Source organism: Agromyces sp. NPDC057679, assembly GCF_042799635.1.
Lineage (GTDB): Bacteria > Actinomycetota > Actinomycetes > Actinomycetales > Microbacteriaceae > Agromyces.
Genome location: NZ_JBHVIK010000003.1, coordinates 631,656 through 651,057, shown reverse-complemented (window position 1 = coordinate 651,057; position 19,402 = coordinate 631,656). Strand labels below are relative to the sequence as shown.

The following is a 19,402-nucleotide window of genomic DNA, read 5'->3' as shown; positions in this document are numbered from 1 at the left end:
CGGTTCGGCGCGGTGCGGTCCGGGGCGCCTCGACCCGCGTCAGGTGAGTCGACGGTCGTCGGGCTCGACGATCCGGAACCAGCGGTACCCGTACGCATCGACGTGCACCCCGATGCGCCCGCGCTCGTCGATCGGGAAGGTGTCGGCCGCGAACAGGTCGGAGAGCACCGTGTCGGGGGCGACCTTCCCGAGCTCCAGGGGCACGAGCGTCGGCGTCGGTGCGAAGTTGTGCACCGCCACGAACCGTCCGACGTCGGCGGTGATGCGGTGGGCGAGCACCGCGTCCTGCCCGGTGGCCAGCACGTCGAGCTCGCCCCAGCCGATCTCGGGAGAACTGCGATACCGCGTCGCGAACTGCCTGATGACCGAGAGCAGCGAGTCGGGGTCGTGCATCTGCGCCTCGACGTTCACGTGCTCGGGGGAGTACCCGTCGCTCGGCGGCGAGGCGACGAGCCGGGACGGGGCCGCCCGGGAGAATCCGCCGTTGCGCTCGTCGGTCCACTGCATCGGCGTGCGCACCGCCTGCCGGCCCTGCTGCGCGCCGTTCTCGCCCATGCCGATCTCCTCGCCGTAGAACAGCACGGGCGTGCCGGGCAGCGAGAAGAGCAGGCTGTAGACGAGGCGGATGCGACGCGGGTCGCCGTCGAGCATCGTCGGCAGCCTGCGCACGATCCCGCGGTCGTAGACCCGCATCCACTCCTCGGGGGCGAACGCGTCGAAGACCTCCTCGCGCTCGGCCTCGGAGAGCTTGTCGAGCGTGAGCTCGTCGTGGTTGCGCACGAAGTTCGCCCACTGCGCCTCGGGCTCGAGCGCGGGGCGCTTCGCGAGCGACTCGGCGAGCGGCCGGGCGTCCTCGCGCGCGAGCGACAGGTAGAGCGCCTGCATGCCGAGGAAGTCGAACTGCATCGTGAGTTCGGCCGCGTCGCCGGTGCGGCCGAAGAAGTCGAGCTGCTGGTCGTACGGCAGGTTCACCTCGCCGAGCAGCACCGCGTCGCTCGAGCGACGCTGCAGGAACCGGCGGAGGTCGCGGAGGAACTCGTGCGGATCGCCGATGTCGACACCCTCCGGCGGCTCGATCAGGAACGGCACCGCGTCGACGCGGAACCCCGAGATCCCGAGCTCCAGCCAGAAGCCGAGCGTGCGCGCGATCTCGTCGCGCACCGCCGGGTTCGCGATGTTGAGGTCGGGCTGGTGCCGGTAGAAGCTGTGCAGGTAGTACTGCTCCGTGCGCTCGTCGAACTCCCAGATCGAGTCCTCCTCGCCGGGGAACACCGCGTTCGCCGCTTTCGGCGGGTCGTCCCGCCACACGTACCAGTCGCGGAACGGCGAGGTGCGGCTGCGCCGCGCGGCAGTGAACCACGGATGCCGCTCCGAGGTGTGGTTCATGACGAAGTCGATGATCACGCGCATGCCCCGATCGCGCGCGGTGCGGGTGAACTCCGCGACGTCGCCCAGCGAGCCGAGGCGCCGATCGACCCCGAGGAAGTCGGTGATGTCGTACCCGTCGTCGCGATCGGGGGTCGGCTGGAAGGGCATCAGCCAGATGCAGGTGACGCCGAGCTCCGCGAGGTGGTCGAGGCGATGGGCGAGTCCCTCGAAGTCGCCCGAACCGTCGTCGTTCCAGTCCATGTAGGTCTCGACGTCGAGGCAGTAGACGACCGCCGTCTTCCACCAGAGATCGCTCCGGTCGGTGATCCTCATGCGGCGACCGCCTCGAGCCCCGGCACGACGCGCTCGCCGAAGGCCGCGATGAACGCGGCCTGCTCGGTGCCGACGTGGTGCAGGTAGATGCGGTCGACCCCGAGCTCCGCGATGCGCAGGAGGTGGTCGAGGTGGCGCGAGGGATCGGCCGATGCGATCAGCGTGGCGCCGACGTCGGCGGGGGTCGCCTCGGCGGTGCGCGCGTCGAAGTCCTCGGGCCGGTCGAGCTCCCAGGCGAGGTGCGCCGGCACGAGGCTCTGCCGCCACTGCTCGTGGGCGATCGCGAGGGCCTCGTCGTCGGTGCTCGCCCAGCTCAGGTGGACCTGCACGGCGACCGGCCCACGGCCGCCCGAGCCACGGTAGGCGTCGATGAACTCGCGCAGCGCCTCGCGGGGCTGGTCGACGGTGATCACGCCGTCGGCCCAGCCCGCCGCGGCACGCGCGGTGTCGGGGCTCACCGCGGCGGCGAAGAGGGGTGCGGGCTCAGCGGGCAGGCTCCACACGCGTGCGCGATCGACGCGCACCAGCCCGTCGGCGCTCACCTCCTCGCCCGCGAGCAGCCGCTGCATCACGCCGACCGTCTCGACGAGCCGGGCGTCCCGCTCGTCCTTGGCCGGCCACCGGTCGCCGGTCACGTGCTCGTTGATCGCTTCGCCGCTGCCGAGCGCCGCCCAGAACCGGCCGGGATACATCTCGGCGAGGGTCGCGATCTTCTGCGCGGCGACGGCCGGGTGGTAGCGCTGCCCGGGGGCCGTGACGACGCCGAGCGAGAATCGCGTCGCCTCGAGCGCGGCGGCGAGCCAGCTCCAGGCGTACCCGGAATGCCCCTGCCTGAGGCTCCAGGGCGCGAGATGGTCGCTGCACATCGCGGCCGTGAAGCCGGCCTGCTCAGCCTGCACGACGGCCTCCAGCAGTCGACTGGGCGGCAGCTGCTCGTGCGAGGCGTGGAAACCCACGGAGGTCATCCGCTCTCCTTCCGTCGTCCCGAGACTCCTCCGGCGGCGCGACGGCGGGCAACCCCTTGCACAGCCCGGGGCCTCCGTGCAACGGCCGTGGGGGCGGGGGTCAGCCGCCCAGGAGGCGGCGCTGCACCGGGTCCCGCCGGGAATGCGCGCGATGGATGCGGAACACGCCGCCGAACACCCCGCACCCGACGAGGATGAGCACCACACCGATCGACGCGGTCGCGGCCGTGAGCGAGACCCCGATCGGGTCGGCGACGGACACCGGCATGAACGCGACCGACGCCGCCATCACCCCGAACAGCAGGCTGAGGGCGGCCGCGACCAGGCGAGCGAGGATGAAGGGTTCGAGGATGAAGGTGCGTGCGAGCACCGCGTCGGCGATCGAACCGCGGCCCTCGGCGTCGGCGCTCAGCCGCCGGGCGAGCGCGATGGAGAGCCGTCGCCCGCTGCGGTGCAGGCCGAGCAGCAGCCAGACGGCACCGGCGCCGAGCGCGACGAGGGGGAGCGCCGGCGCGACGAACGGGTTCGCGAACCCGAAGGCGCCGACGAGTCCGCACACGAGGAAGATCGCGACGACGAGGACGGCCGTGGCGACGAGGCCGATGAGCAGCCGCGACGCGCGGCCGTAGTCGGCGCGCAGCGTCGCGATCTGCCGTTCGATCGAGTCCACTCCGTCGGCCGATTCCTGTTCGAGGAGGGGCTGGGAGGCGGCGAGCACGAATCGGAATGGCACGCGCCGAGTCTACGGATCGCCGTGGCCCCGCCGACGCACGCCGCCGGGCATCCGCCCCCGTAGGCTGGTCGTATGGCAGAACGCGCATCCTGGTCGCTCGGCGCCGCCCTTCGCGGGGTCTTCGGGGCGAAGACGATCGACGACGACACCTGGGACGACCTCGAGTCGGCGCTCATCCGGGCCGACTTCGGCCCCGCGGTCACCGAGGAGATCGTCGAGCAGATCCGCGCACAGGTCGAGCGGTACAAGACGACCGACCCGAAGGACGTCCAGCGGATGCTCCGCGAGGTCGTCGAGGAGCGCCTCGCCAAGTACGACCCGACCCTGAAGCTCACCGAGCGGCCCGCCGTCGTGCTCGTCGTCGGCGTCAACGGCGTCGGCAAGACGACGACCATCGGCAAGTTCGCGCGCTTCCTCCGCAGCTACGACCGCTCGGTCGTCGTCGGTGCGGCCGACACCTTCCGCGCGGCCGCCGTCGACCAGCTCGCGACCTGGGCCGAGCGCGCCGGCGTCGGCATCGTCCGCCCCGAGCGCGAGGGCCAGGACCCGGCGTCGGTCGCGTTCCAGACGGTCGACAAGGCCAAGCAGGACGGCACCGAGATCGTGATCATCGACACCGCCGGCCGCCTGCACACCAAGGGCGGCCTCATGGACGAGCTCGGCAAGATCCGCCGAGTGGTCGAGAAGCAGGCCCCGATCAGCGAGGTGCTGCTCGTGCTCGACGCCACAACGGGCCAGAACGGGCTCGCCCAGGCCGAGGCGTTCATCGAGCACGGGGGAGTGACGGGCCTCGTGCTGACGAAGCTCGACGGCAGCGCGAAGGGCGGCTTCGTGCTCGCCGTGCAGGAGAAGACGGGCCTGCCGATCAAGCTCATCGGGCAGGGCGAGGGCATCGGCGACCTCACGGGCTTCACGCCGCACGTCTTCGCCCAGAAACTCGTCGGATAGGAGCATCCCATGTCGATCGAACACGACTACTTCGGCCTCGTCGGCGACTACTGGTCCGAGACGTTCGAGTACGCCGACCAGCGCGTCGAGGTCGTGCTCGACGCCGACGCCGACCTCGTCTCGCTCCCGTCGCTCGACATCGCCTCGTCGCTCGTCGGCGAGCTCGAGCTCGTCGACGACGAACTGCGCCAGGCGTTCGTCAGCCAGCTCGACACCAAGAGCTCGCCGATCGTGCGCTACCTCGACGTCGTGCTCGACCCCGAGCTCGAGCAGGCCGACGACATCGACGCCGCGATCGGCCGCGACTCGGGCGACCGTCAGGTCGACGCCCTGCGCTCGCTGAGCCTCGTGCGCGTCGACCTCCGCCCCGACGCCGATGAACCGGGCGACGCCTTCGCCGAGTTCGAGTACGCGCTCGCCCCCGACGACACCGACGAGCGACTCGTGGCGTCGATCGACCTCGAGCGCGAGATCGTCGACGTCCGATTCGAAGGCTGACCCCGCTTCCGTTTCTCAGGAACGAGGTCGGCCGTCCGTCCGCTTCTCAGGAGCGGATGCCGCGACGCGCCGCGCCCGAGTCGTCGCACTCCTGAGAAACCATGAGTTCGGGGACCCCGGTCCTGAGAAAAGTCGTTCGCCGGGGCACGTAGAATCGGAGGCACCATGGCTACCTTCGGAAACCTGTCTGACCGCCTCGCGGAGACCTTCAAGAACCTCCGCACCAAGGGCAAGCTCTCCGCTTCCGACGTCGACGGCACGGTGCGCGAGATCCGTCGCGCCCTCCTCGACGCCGACGTCTCGCTCGACGTGGTCAAGCAGTTCACCGGGCACGTGCGCGAGCGCGCCCTCGGCGACGAGGTCAACAAGGCCCTGAACCCGGCCCAGCAGGTCGTGCAGATCGTCAACGAGGAGCTCGTCGCGATCCTCGGCGGCCAGCAGCGCCGCCTGCAGTTCGCGAAGAACCCGCCGACGGTCATCATGCTCGCGGGCCTCCAGGGCGCCGGCAAGACGACCCTCGCGGGCAAGCTCGCGAAGCACCTCGCGAAGGAGGGCCACACGCCGCTCCTCGTCGCGAGCGACCTCCAGCGCCCGAATGCGGTCAACCAGCTCCAGGTCGTCGGCTCGCAGGCCGGCGTGCCGGTCTTCGCGCCCGAGCCGGGCAACGGCGTCGGCGACCCCGTGAAGGTCGCGAAGGCGGGCGTCGAGCAGGCGCGCCGCGCGCAGCACGACGTCGTCATCATCGACACCGCCGGCCGCCTCGGCGTCGACGCCGAGATGATGAAGCAGGCCTCGAACATCCGCAAGGCGACGAACCCCGACGAGGTGCTCTTCGTCATCGACGCGATGATCGGCCAGGACGCGGTCACGACCGCGAAGGCCTTCCAGGAGGGCGTCGACTTCACGGGCGTCGTGCTCTCCAAGCTCGACGGCGACGCGCGCGGCGGCGCAGCGCTCTCGGTCGCCTCGGTCACGGGTCGCCCCATCATCTTCGCGTCGACCGGCGAGGGCCTCGACGACTTCGAGCCGTTCCACCCCGACCGCATGGCGAGCCGCATCCTCGACCTCGGCGACATCCTCACCCTCATCGAGCAGGCCCAGCAGGCCTTCGACGAAGAAGAGGCGCTGAAGGTCGCCGAGAAGCTCGCGACCGAGCAGTTCACGCTCGACGACTTCCTCGCTCAGATGCAGCAGTTGCGCGGCGCCGGCTCGATCAAGAAGATGCTCGGCATGCTGCCGGGCGCGGGCGGCATGAAGCAGCAGCTCGAGAACTTCGACGAGCGCGAGATCGTGCGCACCGAGGCGATCATCCAGTCGATGACCCCGGCCGAGCGCAAGAACACGAAGCTCCTGAACGGCTCGCGGCGCCTGCGCATCGCGAAGGGTTCGGGCATGACGGTCACCGACGTGAACCAGCTCGTGCAGCGCTTCGAGCAGGCCGCGAAGATGATGAAGACCGTCGCCCGCGGCGGCGTGCCGCAGATCCCCGGCATGGGCCCGATCCCGGGCGCCGGCGGCTACGGCGGCGGCAAGCGCCAGGCCGCGAAGGCCAAGAAGAAGTCGGGCGGTTCACGTTCGGGCAACCCTGCGAAGCGGGCGGCCGAGAACCAGGCCATCGCGTCGGGCGCCACGCCGGCCGGCCAGGGGCAGGCGCCGACCGGTTCGGGCTTCGGCCTCGGCGGCGCCAAGAAGGGCGCGCCGAGCGAGGCCGACCTCGCGGCGATGCAGAAGATGCTCGGCGGCCGCTGAGCCGCTGAGCCGCCGGGTCGCCGGCGCACGGCGTCGCGCGACGCGGCGGTGCGTTTCAGTGGGCGGATGCCTCGCGGTCGCCCTGCGGCGCGACCCCCTCGCGCAGCTCGCGGGCGAGGTGCGCGACGACGGCCCGCAGGTCGCCGCCCGCCGCTCGCGCGACGTCGAGCTGTCGCTGCGCGCTCGCGCCGGCGTCGAGGGTCGCGCGCACCCCCTGGAGCTCGGCCGCGCAGCCGAGCCGCTCGGCGATGGGTGCGAGGGTCGTGAGGAGCTCGCGCAGGTCGTCGGCGACGGGCTTCTCGGTACCCGAGACATCCGTGATGACCTCGGCGGCGAGCCCGTACCGGGCCGCGCGCCACTTGTTCTCGCGCACGTACCAGGGCTGCAGCACCGTGAGCGTCCCGCCGTCGTCGAGCCGCGTGGACATCCATTCGACGAGGCACTGCACGAGTGCGCCGATCGCCGCGATCTCGGCCGCGGTGGAGACGCCGTCGCAGACGCGCACCTCGACGGTGCCCCAGCGGGGCGAGGGGCGGATGTCCCAGCGGACCTCGCTGTGGTCCTCGATGACGCCGGTGCGCACGAGGTCGCCGACGTAGCGCTCGTAGGCTGCCCAGTCGGCGAGCGGGTAGGGGAGTCCGGCGGTGGGCAGCTGCTGGAACATGAGGGCGCGATTCGACGCGTAGCCCGTGTCGACGCCCGCCCAGAACGGACTCGAGGCGCTGAGCGCCTGCAGGTGCGGCAGGTAGGCGAGCAGCCCGTCGAGGATCGGCAGCGCCTTGTCGCGATCCTCGAGGCCGACGTGCACGTGCACGCCCCAGATCATCATGTTGCGACCCCACCAGCGGGTGCGCTCGATGAGCTTGTGGTACCTCGGCTTGTCGGTGAGGTGCTGGTCGTACCACTGGCTGAAGGGGTGCGAGCCGCTGCAGATGAGCTCGTAGTCGCCGAGCCCGTCGATGACCGCGCGCACCTCGGCGAGTTGCTGCTCGAGGTCGCGCACGGCGCCCGCGACGGTCGTGTGCACCCCGCTCACGAGTTCGACGGTGTTCGTCAGCAACTCGGAGGTGATCGACGGGTGCTTGCCGCCCGGGCTGTCCGCATCGAGCAGCTCGAGCACCCGATCGCCGATCGAGGCGAGTTCGCCGGTCGCACGATCGACGATCGCGATCTCCCATTCGAGGCCGACGGTGGATCGTCGGGACTGCGCGAACTCGATCGGCATGGCGGCCCTTCCTCAGGGTCGCGCGGGGGGCGGGGCCCGTGCGCCAATCATCCCACGGTGCACCCCGCCGATCGCCGGCGCGACGCGGGATGACGCCGGGACCGAGATCATCGGCTCGACTCCCGGACTGGAGTACGATGTGCCGCATGACATCTCGCCAGGTGGGTACCCCGTGAGCCCCGAGCCGATGCGGCTGCTCGAGGTGCAGAGCCTGCGCGAACAGGTCGAGCGTACGCTCTCGTCGCGGATCGTGGCGGGCGAGTTCGCCCCGGGCACCGTGCTCACGGTGCCGACGCTCGCCGCGGAGTTCGGCGTGAGTGCCACGCCGGTGCGCGAGGCGATGCTGAACCTCGCCCGGCGCGGGTTCCTCAGCCCGATCCGCAACCGCGGCTTCCGGGTGACCGAGATCTCGCTCGACGAGCTCAAGGAGCTCGGCGAGGTGCGCGTGCTCCTCGAGGCCCCGCCGATGCGGCAGCTCGCGGGGAACCTGCCCGACGCGACCGTCGCCCGGCTCGAGGAGCTCGCGGCCGAGATCGTCGCCGCCGGTCGGGAGGGCCGGTTCGAGGACTACCTCGAGGCCGACACCGCCTTCCACCTCACCCTGCTCGAGCTCACCGGCAACCGGCACCTCGTGCGGCTCGTGAGCGAGCTGCGGCAGCAGACGCGACTCGTCGGGCTCGTGAACCTGGCCGAGAGCGACGCGCTCGTGGCCTCCTCGCTCGAGCACACCGAGCTCGTTCGGCTCCTCGTGGCGGGCGACGGGATCGCCGCCGAAGACCTGATGCGCCGCCACGTCGGCCACGTCGCCGGGCTCTGGAGCGGCCAGGACGAGGGCTGACCGCGGCCGCGTCGTTCACCCGTTTCGGCATCGGCCGAATCGAGCGTGTGGAGACCGCATCGTGTGAGTAATATGTCACGTACCGCGCGGTGATCTCCGTCGCCGGGCAGGAAAGGGGCGACGATGCGGATCGCAGTGATCGGGGCGGGCGTCGTCGGCGCCGCGTGTGCCCTCGAACTCGCCGAGCGGGGCGCCGAGGTGGTGCTCGTCGACCGGGTGGGCATCGCCGGCGAGACGTCGAGCCGCTGCGAGGGAAACCTGCTCGTGAGCGACAAGGAGCCGGGACCCGAGGCCGACCTCGCCATCCACTCGAACGCGCGCTGGCGGGCGCTCGCGGAACGGCTCGACGCCGAGCGTGCGGGCGGCCAGCCCGAGACCGAGTTCGAGGCGAAGGGCGGCGTCGTCGTCGCGTTCTCGGGCGGAGAGGAGGCGCTGCGCCGCTTCGCCGCGGCGCAGCGAGGAATCGGCATCCGGGCGGAGGAGCTCGACGCCGAGGCGCTGCTCGCGGCCGAGCCGCACCTCTCGCCCGAGGTCGCCCTCGCGATCCACTACCCCGACGACGCCCAGCTGCAGCCGTCGAACACGACCCAGGCCCTCGCCGCCGCGGCCATCCGGCGGGGTGCCCGCCTCCTCGTCGCCGAGGTGACCGGCGCGCGCACCGCGGGCGGACGCATCGCGGCCGTCGAGACGACCTCGGGCCCGATCGAGGTCGACGCCGTCGTCAACTGCGCGGGCCCCTGGGCGGGCGAGCTCGGCCGCCGCCTCGGCGCGCCGATCGACATCCGGCCGCGCCGCGGCGTCATCCTCGTCACTGCTCCGATGCCCCAGCGGGTCTTTCACAAGGTCTACGACGCCGACTACGTCGGGGCGGTCGGTTCGGGGGATGCCGCGCTGCAGACCTCGACCGTCGTCGAGTCGACCCCCGGCGGCACCGTGCTCATCGGGTCGAGCCGGGAGCGCGTGGGCTTCGACGAGCGCCCCGGGGTCGACCCGGTGCGTGCGATCGCGGCCAAGGCGACCCGGCTCTTCCCCTTCCTCGAGGAGACCATCCTGCTCCGCAGCTACTTCGGGTTCCGCCCGTACGCCCCCGACCATCTGCCCGTGATCGGGGAGGACCCTCGCATCGGCGGGCTCTTCCACGCCACCGGGCACGAGGGAGCCGGCATCGGCCTCGCCCCGGCGACGGCCGAGCTCGTCGCCCACGCCGTGCTCGGCGCACCGACCTCGCTCGACCCGGTGCCGTTCCTGCCGGGGCGCCCGGGGATCGGAGCGGCCGCGTGAGCGGGGGGAGGAACGGACGCGACGCGATCCGGGCGGTCGGCGCGAGCGGTGTGCCGGGCGTGAACGGCACCGTCGAGATCCTCGTCGAGGGCGAGGCGGTCTCCGGGCGCGCGGGCCAGACGATCGCCGGCGTGCTGCTCGGCTCGGGCCGGGTCGCGTGGCGCGGCGCGCAGCAGGGCGAACGCGGTGTCTTCTGCGGCATCGGGGTCTGCCACGACTGCCTCGTCACCGTCAACGGCGTCGAAGGCGTGCGCGCGTGCCAGCGCGAGGCCGTCGCCGGCGACCGCATCGAACGGGAGGTGCGCGGATGACCCGCGTCGCGATCCTCGGGGCCGGGCCGGCCGGACTCGCCGCCGCCGAGGCGGCGCTCGCCGCCGGCGCGCACGTGACCGTGCTCGACGAGGGCGCGCGTCCGGGCGGGCAGTTCTGGCGCCATCGCCCGGGGCTGACCGATCCGCGCATGCAGCACGGGACGCGGCGCTTCGAGCAGTTGCAGGCCGCGCTCGCCGGCGCCGACGTGCACTCGGGTGCCGCGGTGTGGTCGGTCGAGCTGTGCGAGCCTGCCGATGGGGCGGGCCGTGCCGTGGTGCTCCGCGCCGCCGTCGGCCCCGTCGACGGCGCCGGCCGTGATGCCGTGGTCGTCGAGGCCGATGCGCTCGTCATCGCGACGGGAGCCCACGACCTCGCCCTGCCGATCCCGGGGTGGACGCTGCCCGGGGTGACCACCGCGGGCGCCGCCCAGGCCCTCGCGAAGCGCGACGGCGTCTCTGTCGGGCGGCGCACGCTCGTCGCCGGGGCGGGGCCGTTCCTGCTGCCCGTCGCCCAGTCGCTGGCGCTCGTCGGCTCGGAGGTCGTCGGCGTCCACGAGGCATCCCGTGTCGGAGCCCTCGCCAAGGGCTGGCTGCCCAAGCCGTGGCAGCTCCTCGGCAAGTCGGGCGAGCTCGCGGAGTACGCGGGCGCGCTCGTGCGCCACCGCATCCCGTACCGGATCGGCAGCGGAGTCGTCCGCGTGCTCGGCGACGAGCGGGTCGAGGGCGCGGTCGTCGCACGGCTCGACGCCGACTGGCGGCCGCTGCCCGGCACCGAGCGCGTCATCGAGTGCGACGCCGTCGCGCTCGGGCACGGGTTCACCCCGCGGCTCGAGGCGGCGATCATGCTCGGCTGCGAGGTGGCCGGCGATCGCCGCGGGCGCTTCGTCGTGGTCGACGACGCGCAGCGCACGACGCACCCGCAGGTGTTCGCCGCCGGCGAGGTGACGGGCATCGGCGGCGCCGAGGCCGCGCTCGCGGAGGGCGCGATCGCGGGATTCCGCGCGGCGGGCGTCAAGCAGGACGATCCCCGGCTGCGCGACGCGCTCCGCGTCCGCGACCGGATGCGCCGCTTCGCGCGGCGGCTCGAGACGGCGCACGGCATCCGCCCCGGCTGGACGGCGTGGCTCGACGACGACACGATCGTCTGCCGCTGCGAGGCGGTCGCGAAGCGGGCCATCGTCGAACGCGCCGAGGTACCCCTGCGGGCGATGCGCCTCGCCACTCGGGCCGGGCTCGGGCCCTGCCAGGCGCGGACCTGCGGACGCGCGGTCGAGGCGATCGTCGCCGAGGCGCGGGCGTCGGCGGCCGGCGCCGACGAGGCGGGGGAGGCCGTCGACGGTGCGAACGCCGGTGCGGAGCGCGGCAGCGCGACCGGCTTCGATCGCCGCCCGTTGCTCGCGCCCGTGAGGCTCGGCGAACTCGGCGGGTCGGATCGGCCGACGTGCGGGGAGAATTGACGGGAAACCGCACATCTCCTCGTAGTGCGTGATATATTACACATTACTTGAGGTCGAGGATGTCCCGTCGACGCCCCGAGACCCACCAGACCCGCATCGAGACCGACAGGATGGAAACCCCGATGACCGAGAAGAACATGGACCTGGGCGGTGTCGTCGTCGCCACCACCCTCGCCTTCCGTGAGGACGCGAGTGCGCCCGCCGGGCTCGCCGTCGACTACGACAAGTTCGGCGAGCACGTCGACTTCCTCATGGCGAACGGCTGCCGCGGCGTCGGCCCGAACGGCTCGCTCGGCGAGTACTCGTCGCTCACCGACGAAGAGCGTCGCAAGGTGATCCAGGTCGCTGTCGAGGCCGTCGACGGCCGCGGCATCGTGATCGCCGGCGTGCACGGCGTCGGCAGCCACCAGGCGCGCAAGTGGGCCGAGATCTCGCAGGAGGACGGCGCCGACGGCGTGCTCCTGCTGCCGCCGACGCTCTACCGCGCCAACGAGGCCGAGGTCATCGCGCACTACCAGGAGGTCGCGAAGGTCGGGCTGCCGATCATGGCCTACAACAACCCCTTCGACACCAAGGTCGACCTCGTGCCCTCGCTCGTCGCGAAGCTCGCCGAGATCCCCGAGGTCGTCGCGATCAAGGAGTTCTCGGGCGACGTGCGCCGGGTCTACGAGATCAAGGAGCAGTGCGACATCGACGTCATCGCCGGTGCCGACGACGTGCTCTTCGAGCTCATGGTGAACGGCGCCGTCGGCTGGTTCGCGGGCTACCCGAACGCCTTCCCGAAGGAGGCCGTCGAGCTCTACAACCTCTGCGCCGACGGCAAGTGGCACGAGGCGAAGGCGCTCTACGAGCAGCTCGTCGCGGTCTTCCGCTGGGACTCGCGCACCGAGTTCGTGCAGGCCATCAAGCTCTCGATGGACATCTGCGGCAACTCCTACGGCGGCCCGACCCGCCCGCCGCGCGGCCCGCTCTCGGCCGAGCAGCACGCCCAGGTCACCGCCGACACCGAGCGCGCCCTCGCCGCGCTCGCGGCACGCCAGGCGGTGCTCGCCTGATGCGCGCTGCGCCTGTCTCGGTGGTGGAGGCCTGATGCGCGCGCGCCGGGTGATCCAAGCCGTCGACTCCCATACCGAGGGCATGCCGACCCGTGTCGTCACGGGCGGTGTCGGCCGGATCCCCGGCGCGACCATGAACGACCGACGGCTCTACGCGATGGAGCACCTCGACGGGCTGCGGGGCTTCCTCATGAACGAGCCCCGCGGCCACGCGTCGATGTCGGGCGCGCTCCTGCAGCCGCCGGCGCGCGATGACGCCGACTGGGGCGTCGTCTTCATCGAGGCGAGCGGGTTCCTGCCCATGTGCGGGCACGGCACGATCGGCGTGGCGACGGTGCTCGTCGAGACCGGCATGGTCGAGGTGACCGAGCCCGTCACCGAGATCCGGCTCGACGTGCCGGCCGGCCTCGTCATCGCGCGCGTCGCGGTCGAGAACGGTCGTGCGAAGCACGTCACCATCGAGAACGTGCCGAGCTTCACCGAGCGGCTGGATGCCTCGATCGAGGTGCCCGGGTACGGCGAGGTGCCGTACTCGATCGCCTTCGGCGGCAACTTCTACGCGCTCGTCGAGCTGGACGCCGTCGGCCTGCCGTTCGACCGCGCCCGGCAGGACGACATCCTCCGCGCAGGGCTCGCGATCATGGACGCGATCAACACGCAGGCGCCGCCGCAGCATCCCGTGATCGCCGGGGCGAACCACGTGCACCACGTCGAGTTCATCGCGCCCGGTTCCGACGCCGTCCGCTCCCGGCACGCCATGGCCATCCACCCCGGGTGGTTCGACCGGTCGCCGTGCGGCACCGGCACGAGCGCACGCATGGCCGAGCTCTTCGCCCGGGGCGAGCTCGCACTCGACACCGACTTCGTCAACGAGTCGTTCATCGGCACCGAGTTCACGGGGCGACTCATCCGCGAGACCGAGGTCGGCGGCATCCCGGCGGTCGTCCCGACGATCACGGGCCGCGCCTGGGTGACGGGCCTCGGCCAGTACCTGCTCGACGACGACGACCCGTTCCCGGAGGGATTCGTCTTCTGAGCGTCCCGCCGACGACGCCACCCGATTCCGACCAGTTGGAGACCCACGCATGACCACCGAGATCGACCTCGACGCCGTCGCCGGTCGGGCGGCGAACGCCGCCCGGCCCTTCGCCGAGACCGAGCCCAAGGCCCGGGCGGCCGCACTCGTCGCCGTCGCCGACGCGCTCGACGCGGCATCCGCCGAGCTCATCGCCATCGCGATGCGCGAGACCGGCCTCACCGAGGCGCGCCTCACCGGCGAGGTGCGCCGCACCACGAACCAGCTGCGGCTGTTCGCGGAGGTGATCGTCGACGGCGGCTACCTCGACGCGCGGATCGACGACGCGGACCCCGAGTACGTGATCGGGCCGCGCCCCGACGTGCGGCGCGTGCTCGAGCCCGTCGGCCCCGTGCTGAACTTCGCCGCCTCGAACTTCCCGTTCGCCTTCTCGGTCGCGGGCGGCGACTCGGCGGCGGCGCTCGCGGCGGGCTGCCCGCTCATCGTGAAGGCCCACTCCGGGCATCCCGAGCTCTCGCGCCGTACGGGCGAGGTCGTCGCCGCCGCGCTCGCCGGGGCGGGCATGCCCGAGGGCGTCTTCCAGGTGGTCGCGGGCCAGCAGGCCGGGGTCGACCTCCTGCAGGACGATCGCATCCGCGCGGGCGCCTTCACCGGGTCGACGCACGTGGGCCGGCTGCTCGCCGACCTCGCCGCGTCGCGTCCGCGTCCGATCCCGTTCTTCGGCGAGCTCGGCAGTGTGAACCCCGTCTACGCGACCGCGGGGGCCGTCGCGGGCGACCCCGCGCTGCTGCAGGGCTTCCTCACCTCGGTGTCGGGGTCGGCGGGCCAACTCTGCACGAAGCCGGGCTTCCTCTTCGTGCCGCAGGGCGCCGAGCTCGGCACCGTCGGCGAGGCGGCGGCATCGCTGGCCGAGCACCGCTTGCTGAACCCGGGCATCGGCCGCGCCTTCGAGGGGCGCCGCACCGCCGTGCTCGGCGCCCCCGGGGTCACCGTGCTCGCCGAGGGCGCGGTGCGCGTCGACGACGCCGAGCAGCGCTTCGCCACCCCGACCGTCGTCGAGGTCGACCTCGCCACCCTGCGCGAGCACCGCGACGAACTGCTCGAGGAGTCGTTCGGGCCGCTCTCGATCGTCGTCCGCTACGACGACGCGGCCGAACTCCCCGCCGTGCAGCGCGAGCTGTTCCCCGGCAACCTCACCTCGACGCTGCACGCGAGCGATGCCGAGCTCGCGGACGGCGGCCTCGCCGACCTCGTCGACGCCCTCGCCGAGACGAGCGGCCGGGTGCTGTTCGGCGGCTGGCCGACGGGCGTCTCGGTCACGAGCGCGATGCAGCACGGCGGGCCCTACCCGGCGACGACGAGCGACGCGACGAGCGTCGGCACCGCGGCGATCACCCGGTTCCTCCGCGGCGTCGCGTACCAGAACGCACCGCAGGCGCTGCTCCCGGCGCCGCTCCGCGACGACAACCCCTGGGGCGTGCCGCAGCGGCGCAGCGCCGCGGGTCGTTCGAGCGGGTGGGGGAGCCTCACCGGCGAGCACTGAGCACCGACCGCGAAGGCGACGGCGGATGCCCCGGGGTCGACCCCGGGGCATCCGCCGTCGTGGTTCGCACCCGCGCCACGCTCCGTTTCAGGAAGAAGTTCGCCGCTCAGGACGGAATCTCATGGATCGTCCTGAGCGGCGGTCGTGTTCCTGAAGCCGTGCGGTGCACGACGCGCCGGGCGCGGGCGGTCAGCGCAGGCTGAAGCCCTCGGCGAGCGGGTCGGCGGGGTCGAGCTCGAACTCGCAGCGGCCGACCCGGTACGCCTGACCGGTGACCTCGGGGATGACCCCGTCGGCGGTGCGCTCGGCGACGCGCGCGAGGAACCGGGTGCCGATGATCGAGTCGTGCGTGAGCGTCTCGCCGTCGGCGAGCTCGCCCGTGTGGGCGAGCAACGCGACGCGCGAGGCGGTGCCCGAGCCGCACGGGCTGCGGTCGACCTCGCCGTCGGCGAAGACCGTGACGTTGCGCTGCCACGGGCCGTCGTCGGTGCGGCCGAGCTCGTCGACGAGGATCGTGCCGTAGACCCCCGAGAGCCGGTCGTCGTCGAGCTGCGCGGCGGGGTGGTCGTTCAGCGCCCACTTGATCTCGCGGCCGAGCCTGATGAGCTCGGTCGTGTGCGCGGGCGTCACCTCGAGGCCGAGCGACGCGGCGGGCATGGTGGCGTAGACGGCGCCGCCGAAGACGAGGTCGACGAGCACCTCGCCGCGGCTCGTCGCGAGGGGGATGCCGCGGGCGAGCACGCGGGAGGTCACGTTCCGGAAGACGACGCCCGTGGTGACGCCCCCCGAGCGCTGCACGCGCGCCTCGACGCGTCCGCTCGGCACGTCGATCACGACCACGGCCTCGCCGTCGTCGGGGGCGTCGACGCGCCCGGTGGCGACGGCCCAGGCCCCGAGCGCCATGGTGCCGTGCCCGCAGGCGGTCGAGAAGCCGTCCTTGTGCCAGAACAGCACGCCGAAGTCGGCGCCGTCGTCGTCGGGCGGCGTGATGAACCCGCCGTACATGTCGTCGTGGCCGCGTGGCTCGAGGCAGAGGAAGCGGCGCACGGCATCGGGTTCGCCGGTCATCGCGTGCACCCGCCGCTCGGCGACGGTCGCCCCATCGGTCGCGACGCCCTCGACGATCCGGAACGGTTCGCCGGCCGTGTGCCAGTCCTCGGTGCTCCAGTGCATCACGCGCCCTCCACCTCGATCGCGGCCGCGGCGACCGCGAGATCCTGCCATCCCATGCCGCAGGTCTTCACGACCCGCGGACGGTCACGCGCCACGGCGACGTCTCCGGTCGCGATCCGGGCCATCGCCACGACGTCGCCGGCGGAGAGGTGCCCCTCCTCGACGGCCATGATCACATCCCCGGCCTCCGTGCGCGACACCCGCTCGGTCTCGACGATCACCTGCGCACGCCCGAGGAGCGCCCCCGGCAGTTCGCGGGCGTCGCGCTCGTGCGATCCGACGGCCACGACGGCGGTGCGGTCGCGCACGAGGGCGGCGTCGAAGAGCGGTTCGCGCGCGGTCGTCGCGCACACCACGAGGTCGGCGTCGGCGACATCGTCGGCGGTGCCGACGGCGACGTCGAGGCCGGAGGCCCCGACGGCCGCCGCCGCGCGTTCGGCCCGACCCCGATCGCGGCCGACGAAGCGCACCCGCTCGACCGGGCGGATGGCTCGCATCGCCTCGACGTGGCGGACGCCCTGCGGGCCGGTGCCGAACACCACGAGGCTCGCGGCGTCGGGCTCGGCGACGAGGTCGAGCATCGCGGCCGACATCGCGGGGGTGCGCAGGTTCGTGAGCTCGGTGCCGTCGAGCAGGGCGACGGGGGAGAGGGTCTCGGCGTCGATCACGATGTAGACGGCCTGGATGCGTTCGAGGCCGCGCCCGGGGTTGGCGGGGGCGACCGTCGCGAGCTTCTGCCCCGCGTAGCGCCCGAGGTCGGCCGGCATCAGCAGCAGCTGCCCGTGCCGGACGTCGACGATCGATCGCGGCGGATCGTCGTCAGGGTCGAATCCGGCGCGAAGCGCATCCTGCAGTGCGCGGACGGCGTGGGGGAGGTCGACGCGGGCGCGGAGCGCCGCGGCATCCAGTACCCGCATGGCGGCGATGACATCGGTCATGTCGACAATCCTACTGTGTGATGTGTAATATGCCACACATCGCGGATTGTTCGACGAAGCGCGTCCGAGGTTCGCCGGGCCCCATCGGAGGGGCCGGGCGGCCGCAGGCCCCCGTCGCAGCCGGCGATCCGCGGTGCTGTCCGGCATCGCGGCACGGATGAACCCGAAGGTGACCGATGTCCCGGAAGCTCCTCGTGCCTGCCACCGCCCTCACCGTCGCCACGGTGCTCGCGCTGGCCGCGTGCGCGCCATCGACCGACGAGTCCGCGGGCGGGGGTGAACCCAAGACCGGCGGCACGCTCAAGGTCCTCGCCAACGGCGACGTCGACCACCTCGACCCCCAGCTCGTCGCGTACGTGCCCACCTACAACGTCATGCGCTCGATCTCCCGCTCACTGCTGAGCTACTCGGCGAGCAACGACGCCGCCGAGCGGATCGTGCTGCAGCCCGACCTCGCCGAGGCTGTGCCCGAACCCAGTGCCGACGGCCTGAGCTACCGCATCACGCTGCGCGACGGCATCACCTGGGGCGCCCCCGACGGCGAGCGCGCGATCGTCGCAGCCGACGTGGAGCGCGGGATCAAGCGGCTCTGCAACCCGCTCATCTCCGGTGCGCTCGCCGGGTACTTCACCGGCCTGATCGAGGGCATGGAGGAGTTCTGCACCGGCTTCGCCGCCGTCGCCCCCGAGGTCGACCCCATGCGCGAGTACATCGAGAACACCGACATCACGGGCATCGAGACGCCCGACGACACCACCGTCGTGTTCACGCTCACGAAGCCCGCGAGCGACTTCCCCTTCATGCTCTCGCTCGACGCGGCCGACCCCGCCCCCATCGAGGCGCTCGACAACCTGCCCGACTCGCCCGAGTTCCGCCGCAGCTTCGTCTCCTCCGGCCCCTACAAGGTGGCCGACTACACGCCCGACGCCAAGCTCGTGCTCGAGCGCAACGAGGCATGGAACCCCGACAGCGACCCGCTGCGCAAGGCCTACGTCGACTCGATCGAGATGACGATGGGCGTCGAGGGCGACGCCGCGATGCAGCAGCTGCAGGCGGGCTCCGCCGACCTGCTGTTCGACCTGACTCCGAGCCCCGCGAACATCCAGCAGCTCAAGGCGCAGAACGACGACAAGTTCTCCACGATGGAGAACGGCGGCGTCGACCAGTTCATGTGGATCAACACCAAGTCGCCGAACAACGGCGGCGCGCTCGCCGATCTCAAGCTCCGCCAGGCGCTGCAGTACGCGATCGACAAGACCGCGGTCGTGCAGACCATGGGGGGCGAGGAGCTCGCCGGCGTCACCAACGGCATCTTCGGGCCCGGCATCCTCGGCTACGAGGCATACGACCCGTACCCCGCGAACGACGGCAAGGGCGACCCCGAGAAGGCCAAGCAGCTGCTCGCCGAAGCCGGCTTCCCCGACGGCATCACCCTCAAACTGCCGTACCGCAACGTGGGCACCCAGCCCGACATCGCGCAGACCGTGCAGGCCAGCCTCGAACGCGCCGGCATCACCGTCGAGCTCACGCCGGTGCCGCCGACCGACTACTACGCGAACTTCATGACCAACCCCGAGAACGCGACCTCGGGCGCCTGGGACATCGCGCTCGTCGGCTGGTCGCCCGACTGGCAGGGCGGTGCCGCGCGCAGCGTCTTCCAGCCGCAGTTCGTCTTCGACGGCACGCCGCAGACCTACAACTACGTCGACTACGACAGCGACGCGGCGAACGCGCTCGCCGAGCGGGCGCTCGCCGCCGCCACCCCCGAGGAGGCCGGCGACCTCTGGCACCAGGTCGACGAGGCCGTCATGGCGGACTCGCCGATGGTGAGCATCGCCTACCGGCTCAAGCCGAACTACCACTCGGCGCGCGTCGGCGGGTTCGTCGAGTACGCGCAGAGCCAGAACGGGGACTGGACCAACGTCTGGCTGAACGGCTGACGCAGGTCACG

At 72.3% G+C, this 19,402-nt stretch carries 17 protein-coding genes; 11 read left to right on the top strand and 6 right to left on the bottom strand.

Translation table 11 applies throughout. The annotated features are described in order from the left end of the window. Positions 1-39: 39 nt before the first annotated feature. The 3 genes from ACFVAJ_RS16010 to ACFVAJ_RS16000 form a co-directional block, all read right to left on the bottom strand. The gene (locus ACFVAJ_RS16010) at positions 40-1,701 is read right to left on the bottom strand and encodes an alpha-amylase family protein (RefSeq protein WP_376945777.1); all 1,662 of its coding nucleotides are present in this window, start codon (positions 1,699-1,701) and stop codon (positions 40-42) included. Beyond that, a complete protein-coding gene (locus ACFVAJ_RS16005; protein WP_376945776.1) occupies positions 1,698-2,666 on the bottom strand; it encodes a TIGR03885 family FMN-dependent LLM class oxidoreductase in 969 nt (322 codons plus the stop codon). The genes ACFVAJ_RS16010 and ACFVAJ_RS16005 overlap by 4 nt, the downstream gene beginning before the upstream one ends. Positions 2,667-2,766: 100 nt before the next feature. After that, positions 2,767-3,399, bottom strand: coding sequence for a hypothetical protein (locus ACFVAJ_RS16000; protein WP_376945775.1), 633 nt, complete (start codon positions 3,397-3,399; stop codon positions 2,767-2,769). 72 nt (positions 3,400-3,471) lie between these two features. Between ACFVAJ_RS16000 and ftsY the strand changes: the two genes are divergently transcribed. The 3 genes from ftsY to ffh all read left to right on the top strand — a co-directional run bounded on the left by ftsY (position 3,472) and on the right by ffh (position 6,594). Then, positions 3,472-4,347 (top strand): signal recognition particle-docking protein FtsY, encoded by an 876-nt coding sequence (ftsY, locus tag ACFVAJ_RS15995; RefSeq protein ID WP_376945774.1) that lies wholly within the window; start codon positions 3,472-3,474, stop codon positions 4,345-4,347. 9 nt (positions 4,348-4,356) lie between these two features. Then, positions 4,357-4,845: a hypothetical protein gene (locus ACFVAJ_RS15990; RefSeq protein WP_376945773.1), complete on the top strand. Its 489-nt coding sequence runs from the start codon at positions 4,357-4,359 to the stop codon at positions 4,843-4,845. A gap of 165 nt (positions 4,846-5,010) precedes the next feature. After that, a complete protein-coding gene (gene ffh, locus ACFVAJ_RS15985) occupies positions 5,011-6,594 on the top strand; it encodes a signal recognition particle protein (RefSeq protein ID WP_376945772.1) in 1,584 nt (527 codons plus the stop codon). Between the two features lie 55 nt (positions 6,595-6,649). Here ffh and ACFVAJ_RS15980 read toward each other — a convergent pair whose 3' ends face one another. Further along, positions 6,650-7,819 (bottom strand): glutamate--cysteine ligase, encoded by a 1,170-nt coding sequence (locus tag ACFVAJ_RS15980; protein WP_376945771.1) that lies wholly within the window; start codon positions 7,817-7,819, stop codon positions 6,650-6,652. A 172-nt stretch (positions 7,820-7,991) separates the two neighbouring features. Between ACFVAJ_RS15980 and ACFVAJ_RS15975 the strand changes: the two genes are divergently transcribed. From ACFVAJ_RS15975 to ACFVAJ_RS15945, 7 genes are all read left to right on the top strand, one after another. Further along, positions 7,992-8,657 (top strand): GntR family transcriptional regulator, encoded by a 666-nt coding sequence (locus tag ACFVAJ_RS15975; RefSeq protein ID WP_376945770.1) that lies wholly within the window; start codon positions 7,992-7,994, stop codon positions 8,655-8,657. Positions 8,658-8,780: 123 nt separating this feature from the next. Continuing rightward, positions 8,781-9,938 (top strand): NAD(P)/FAD-dependent oxidoreductase, encoded by a 1,158-nt coding sequence (locus tag ACFVAJ_RS15970; RefSeq protein ID WP_376945769.1) that lies wholly within the window; start codon positions 8,781-8,783, stop codon positions 9,936-9,938. Then, complete coding sequence (locus tag ACFVAJ_RS15965; protein WP_376945768.1) at positions 9,935-10,249, top strand: (2Fe-2S)-binding protein; 315 nt, start codon at positions 9,935-9,937, stop codon at positions 10,247-10,249. Before ACFVAJ_RS15970 ends, ACFVAJ_RS15965 begins: the two co-directional genes overlap by 4 nt. Further along, positions 10,246-11,706 (top strand): FAD-dependent oxidoreductase, encoded by a 1,461-nt coding sequence (locus ACFVAJ_RS15960; RefSeq protein ID WP_376945767.1) that lies wholly within the window; start codon positions 10,246-10,248, stop codon positions 11,704-11,706. The genes ACFVAJ_RS15965 and ACFVAJ_RS15960 overlap by 4 nt, the downstream gene beginning before the upstream one ends. Before the next feature lie 122 nt (positions 11,707-11,828). Next, the gene (locus tag ACFVAJ_RS15955; RefSeq protein ID WP_376945766.1) at positions 11,829-12,761 is read left to right on the top strand and encodes a dihydrodipicolinate synthase family protein; all 933 of its coding nucleotides are present in this window, start codon (positions 11,829-11,831) and stop codon (positions 12,759-12,761) included. A gap of 34 nt (positions 12,762-12,795) precedes the next feature. Continuing rightward, complete coding sequence (locus tag ACFVAJ_RS15950) at positions 12,796-13,797, top strand: proline racemase family protein (RefSeq protein WP_376945765.1); 1,002 nt, start codon at positions 12,796-12,798, stop codon at positions 13,795-13,797. 49 nt (positions 13,798-13,846) lie between these two features. Beyond that, positions 13,847-15,340 carry an aldehyde dehydrogenase (NADP(+)) gene (locus ACFVAJ_RS15945; protein ID WP_376945764.1) on the top strand — a complete coding sequence of 498 codons (1,494 nt, stop codon included), beginning with the start codon at positions 13,847-13,849 and terminating at the stop codon, positions 15,338-15,340. Positions 15,341-15,529: 189 nt separating this feature from the next. Here the strand turns inward: ACFVAJ_RS15945 and ACFVAJ_RS15940 are convergent, their stop codons facing one another. Together ACFVAJ_RS15940 and ACFVAJ_RS15935 are read right to left on the bottom strand one after the other, a co-directional pair. Further along, complete coding sequence (locus ACFVAJ_RS15940) at positions 15,530-16,513, bottom strand: proline racemase family protein (protein WP_376945763.1); 984 nt, start codon at positions 16,511-16,513, stop codon at positions 15,530-15,532. Then, positions 16,513-17,451, bottom strand: coding sequence for an ornithine cyclodeaminase family protein (locus ACFVAJ_RS15935; protein ID WP_376945762.1), 939 nt, complete (start codon positions 17,449-17,451; stop codon positions 16,513-16,515). Before ACFVAJ_RS15935 ends, ACFVAJ_RS15940 begins: the two co-directional genes overlap by 1 nt. Positions 17,452-17,627: 176 nt before the next feature. Between ACFVAJ_RS15935 and ACFVAJ_RS15930 the strand changes: the two genes are divergently transcribed. After that, the gene (locus ACFVAJ_RS15930; RefSeq protein ID WP_376945760.1) at positions 17,628-19,391 is read left to right on the top strand and encodes an ABC transporter substrate-binding protein; all 1,764 of its coding nucleotides are present in this window, start codon (positions 17,628-17,630) and stop codon (positions 19,389-19,391) included. Positions 19,392-19,402 lie beyond the last annotated feature (11 nt).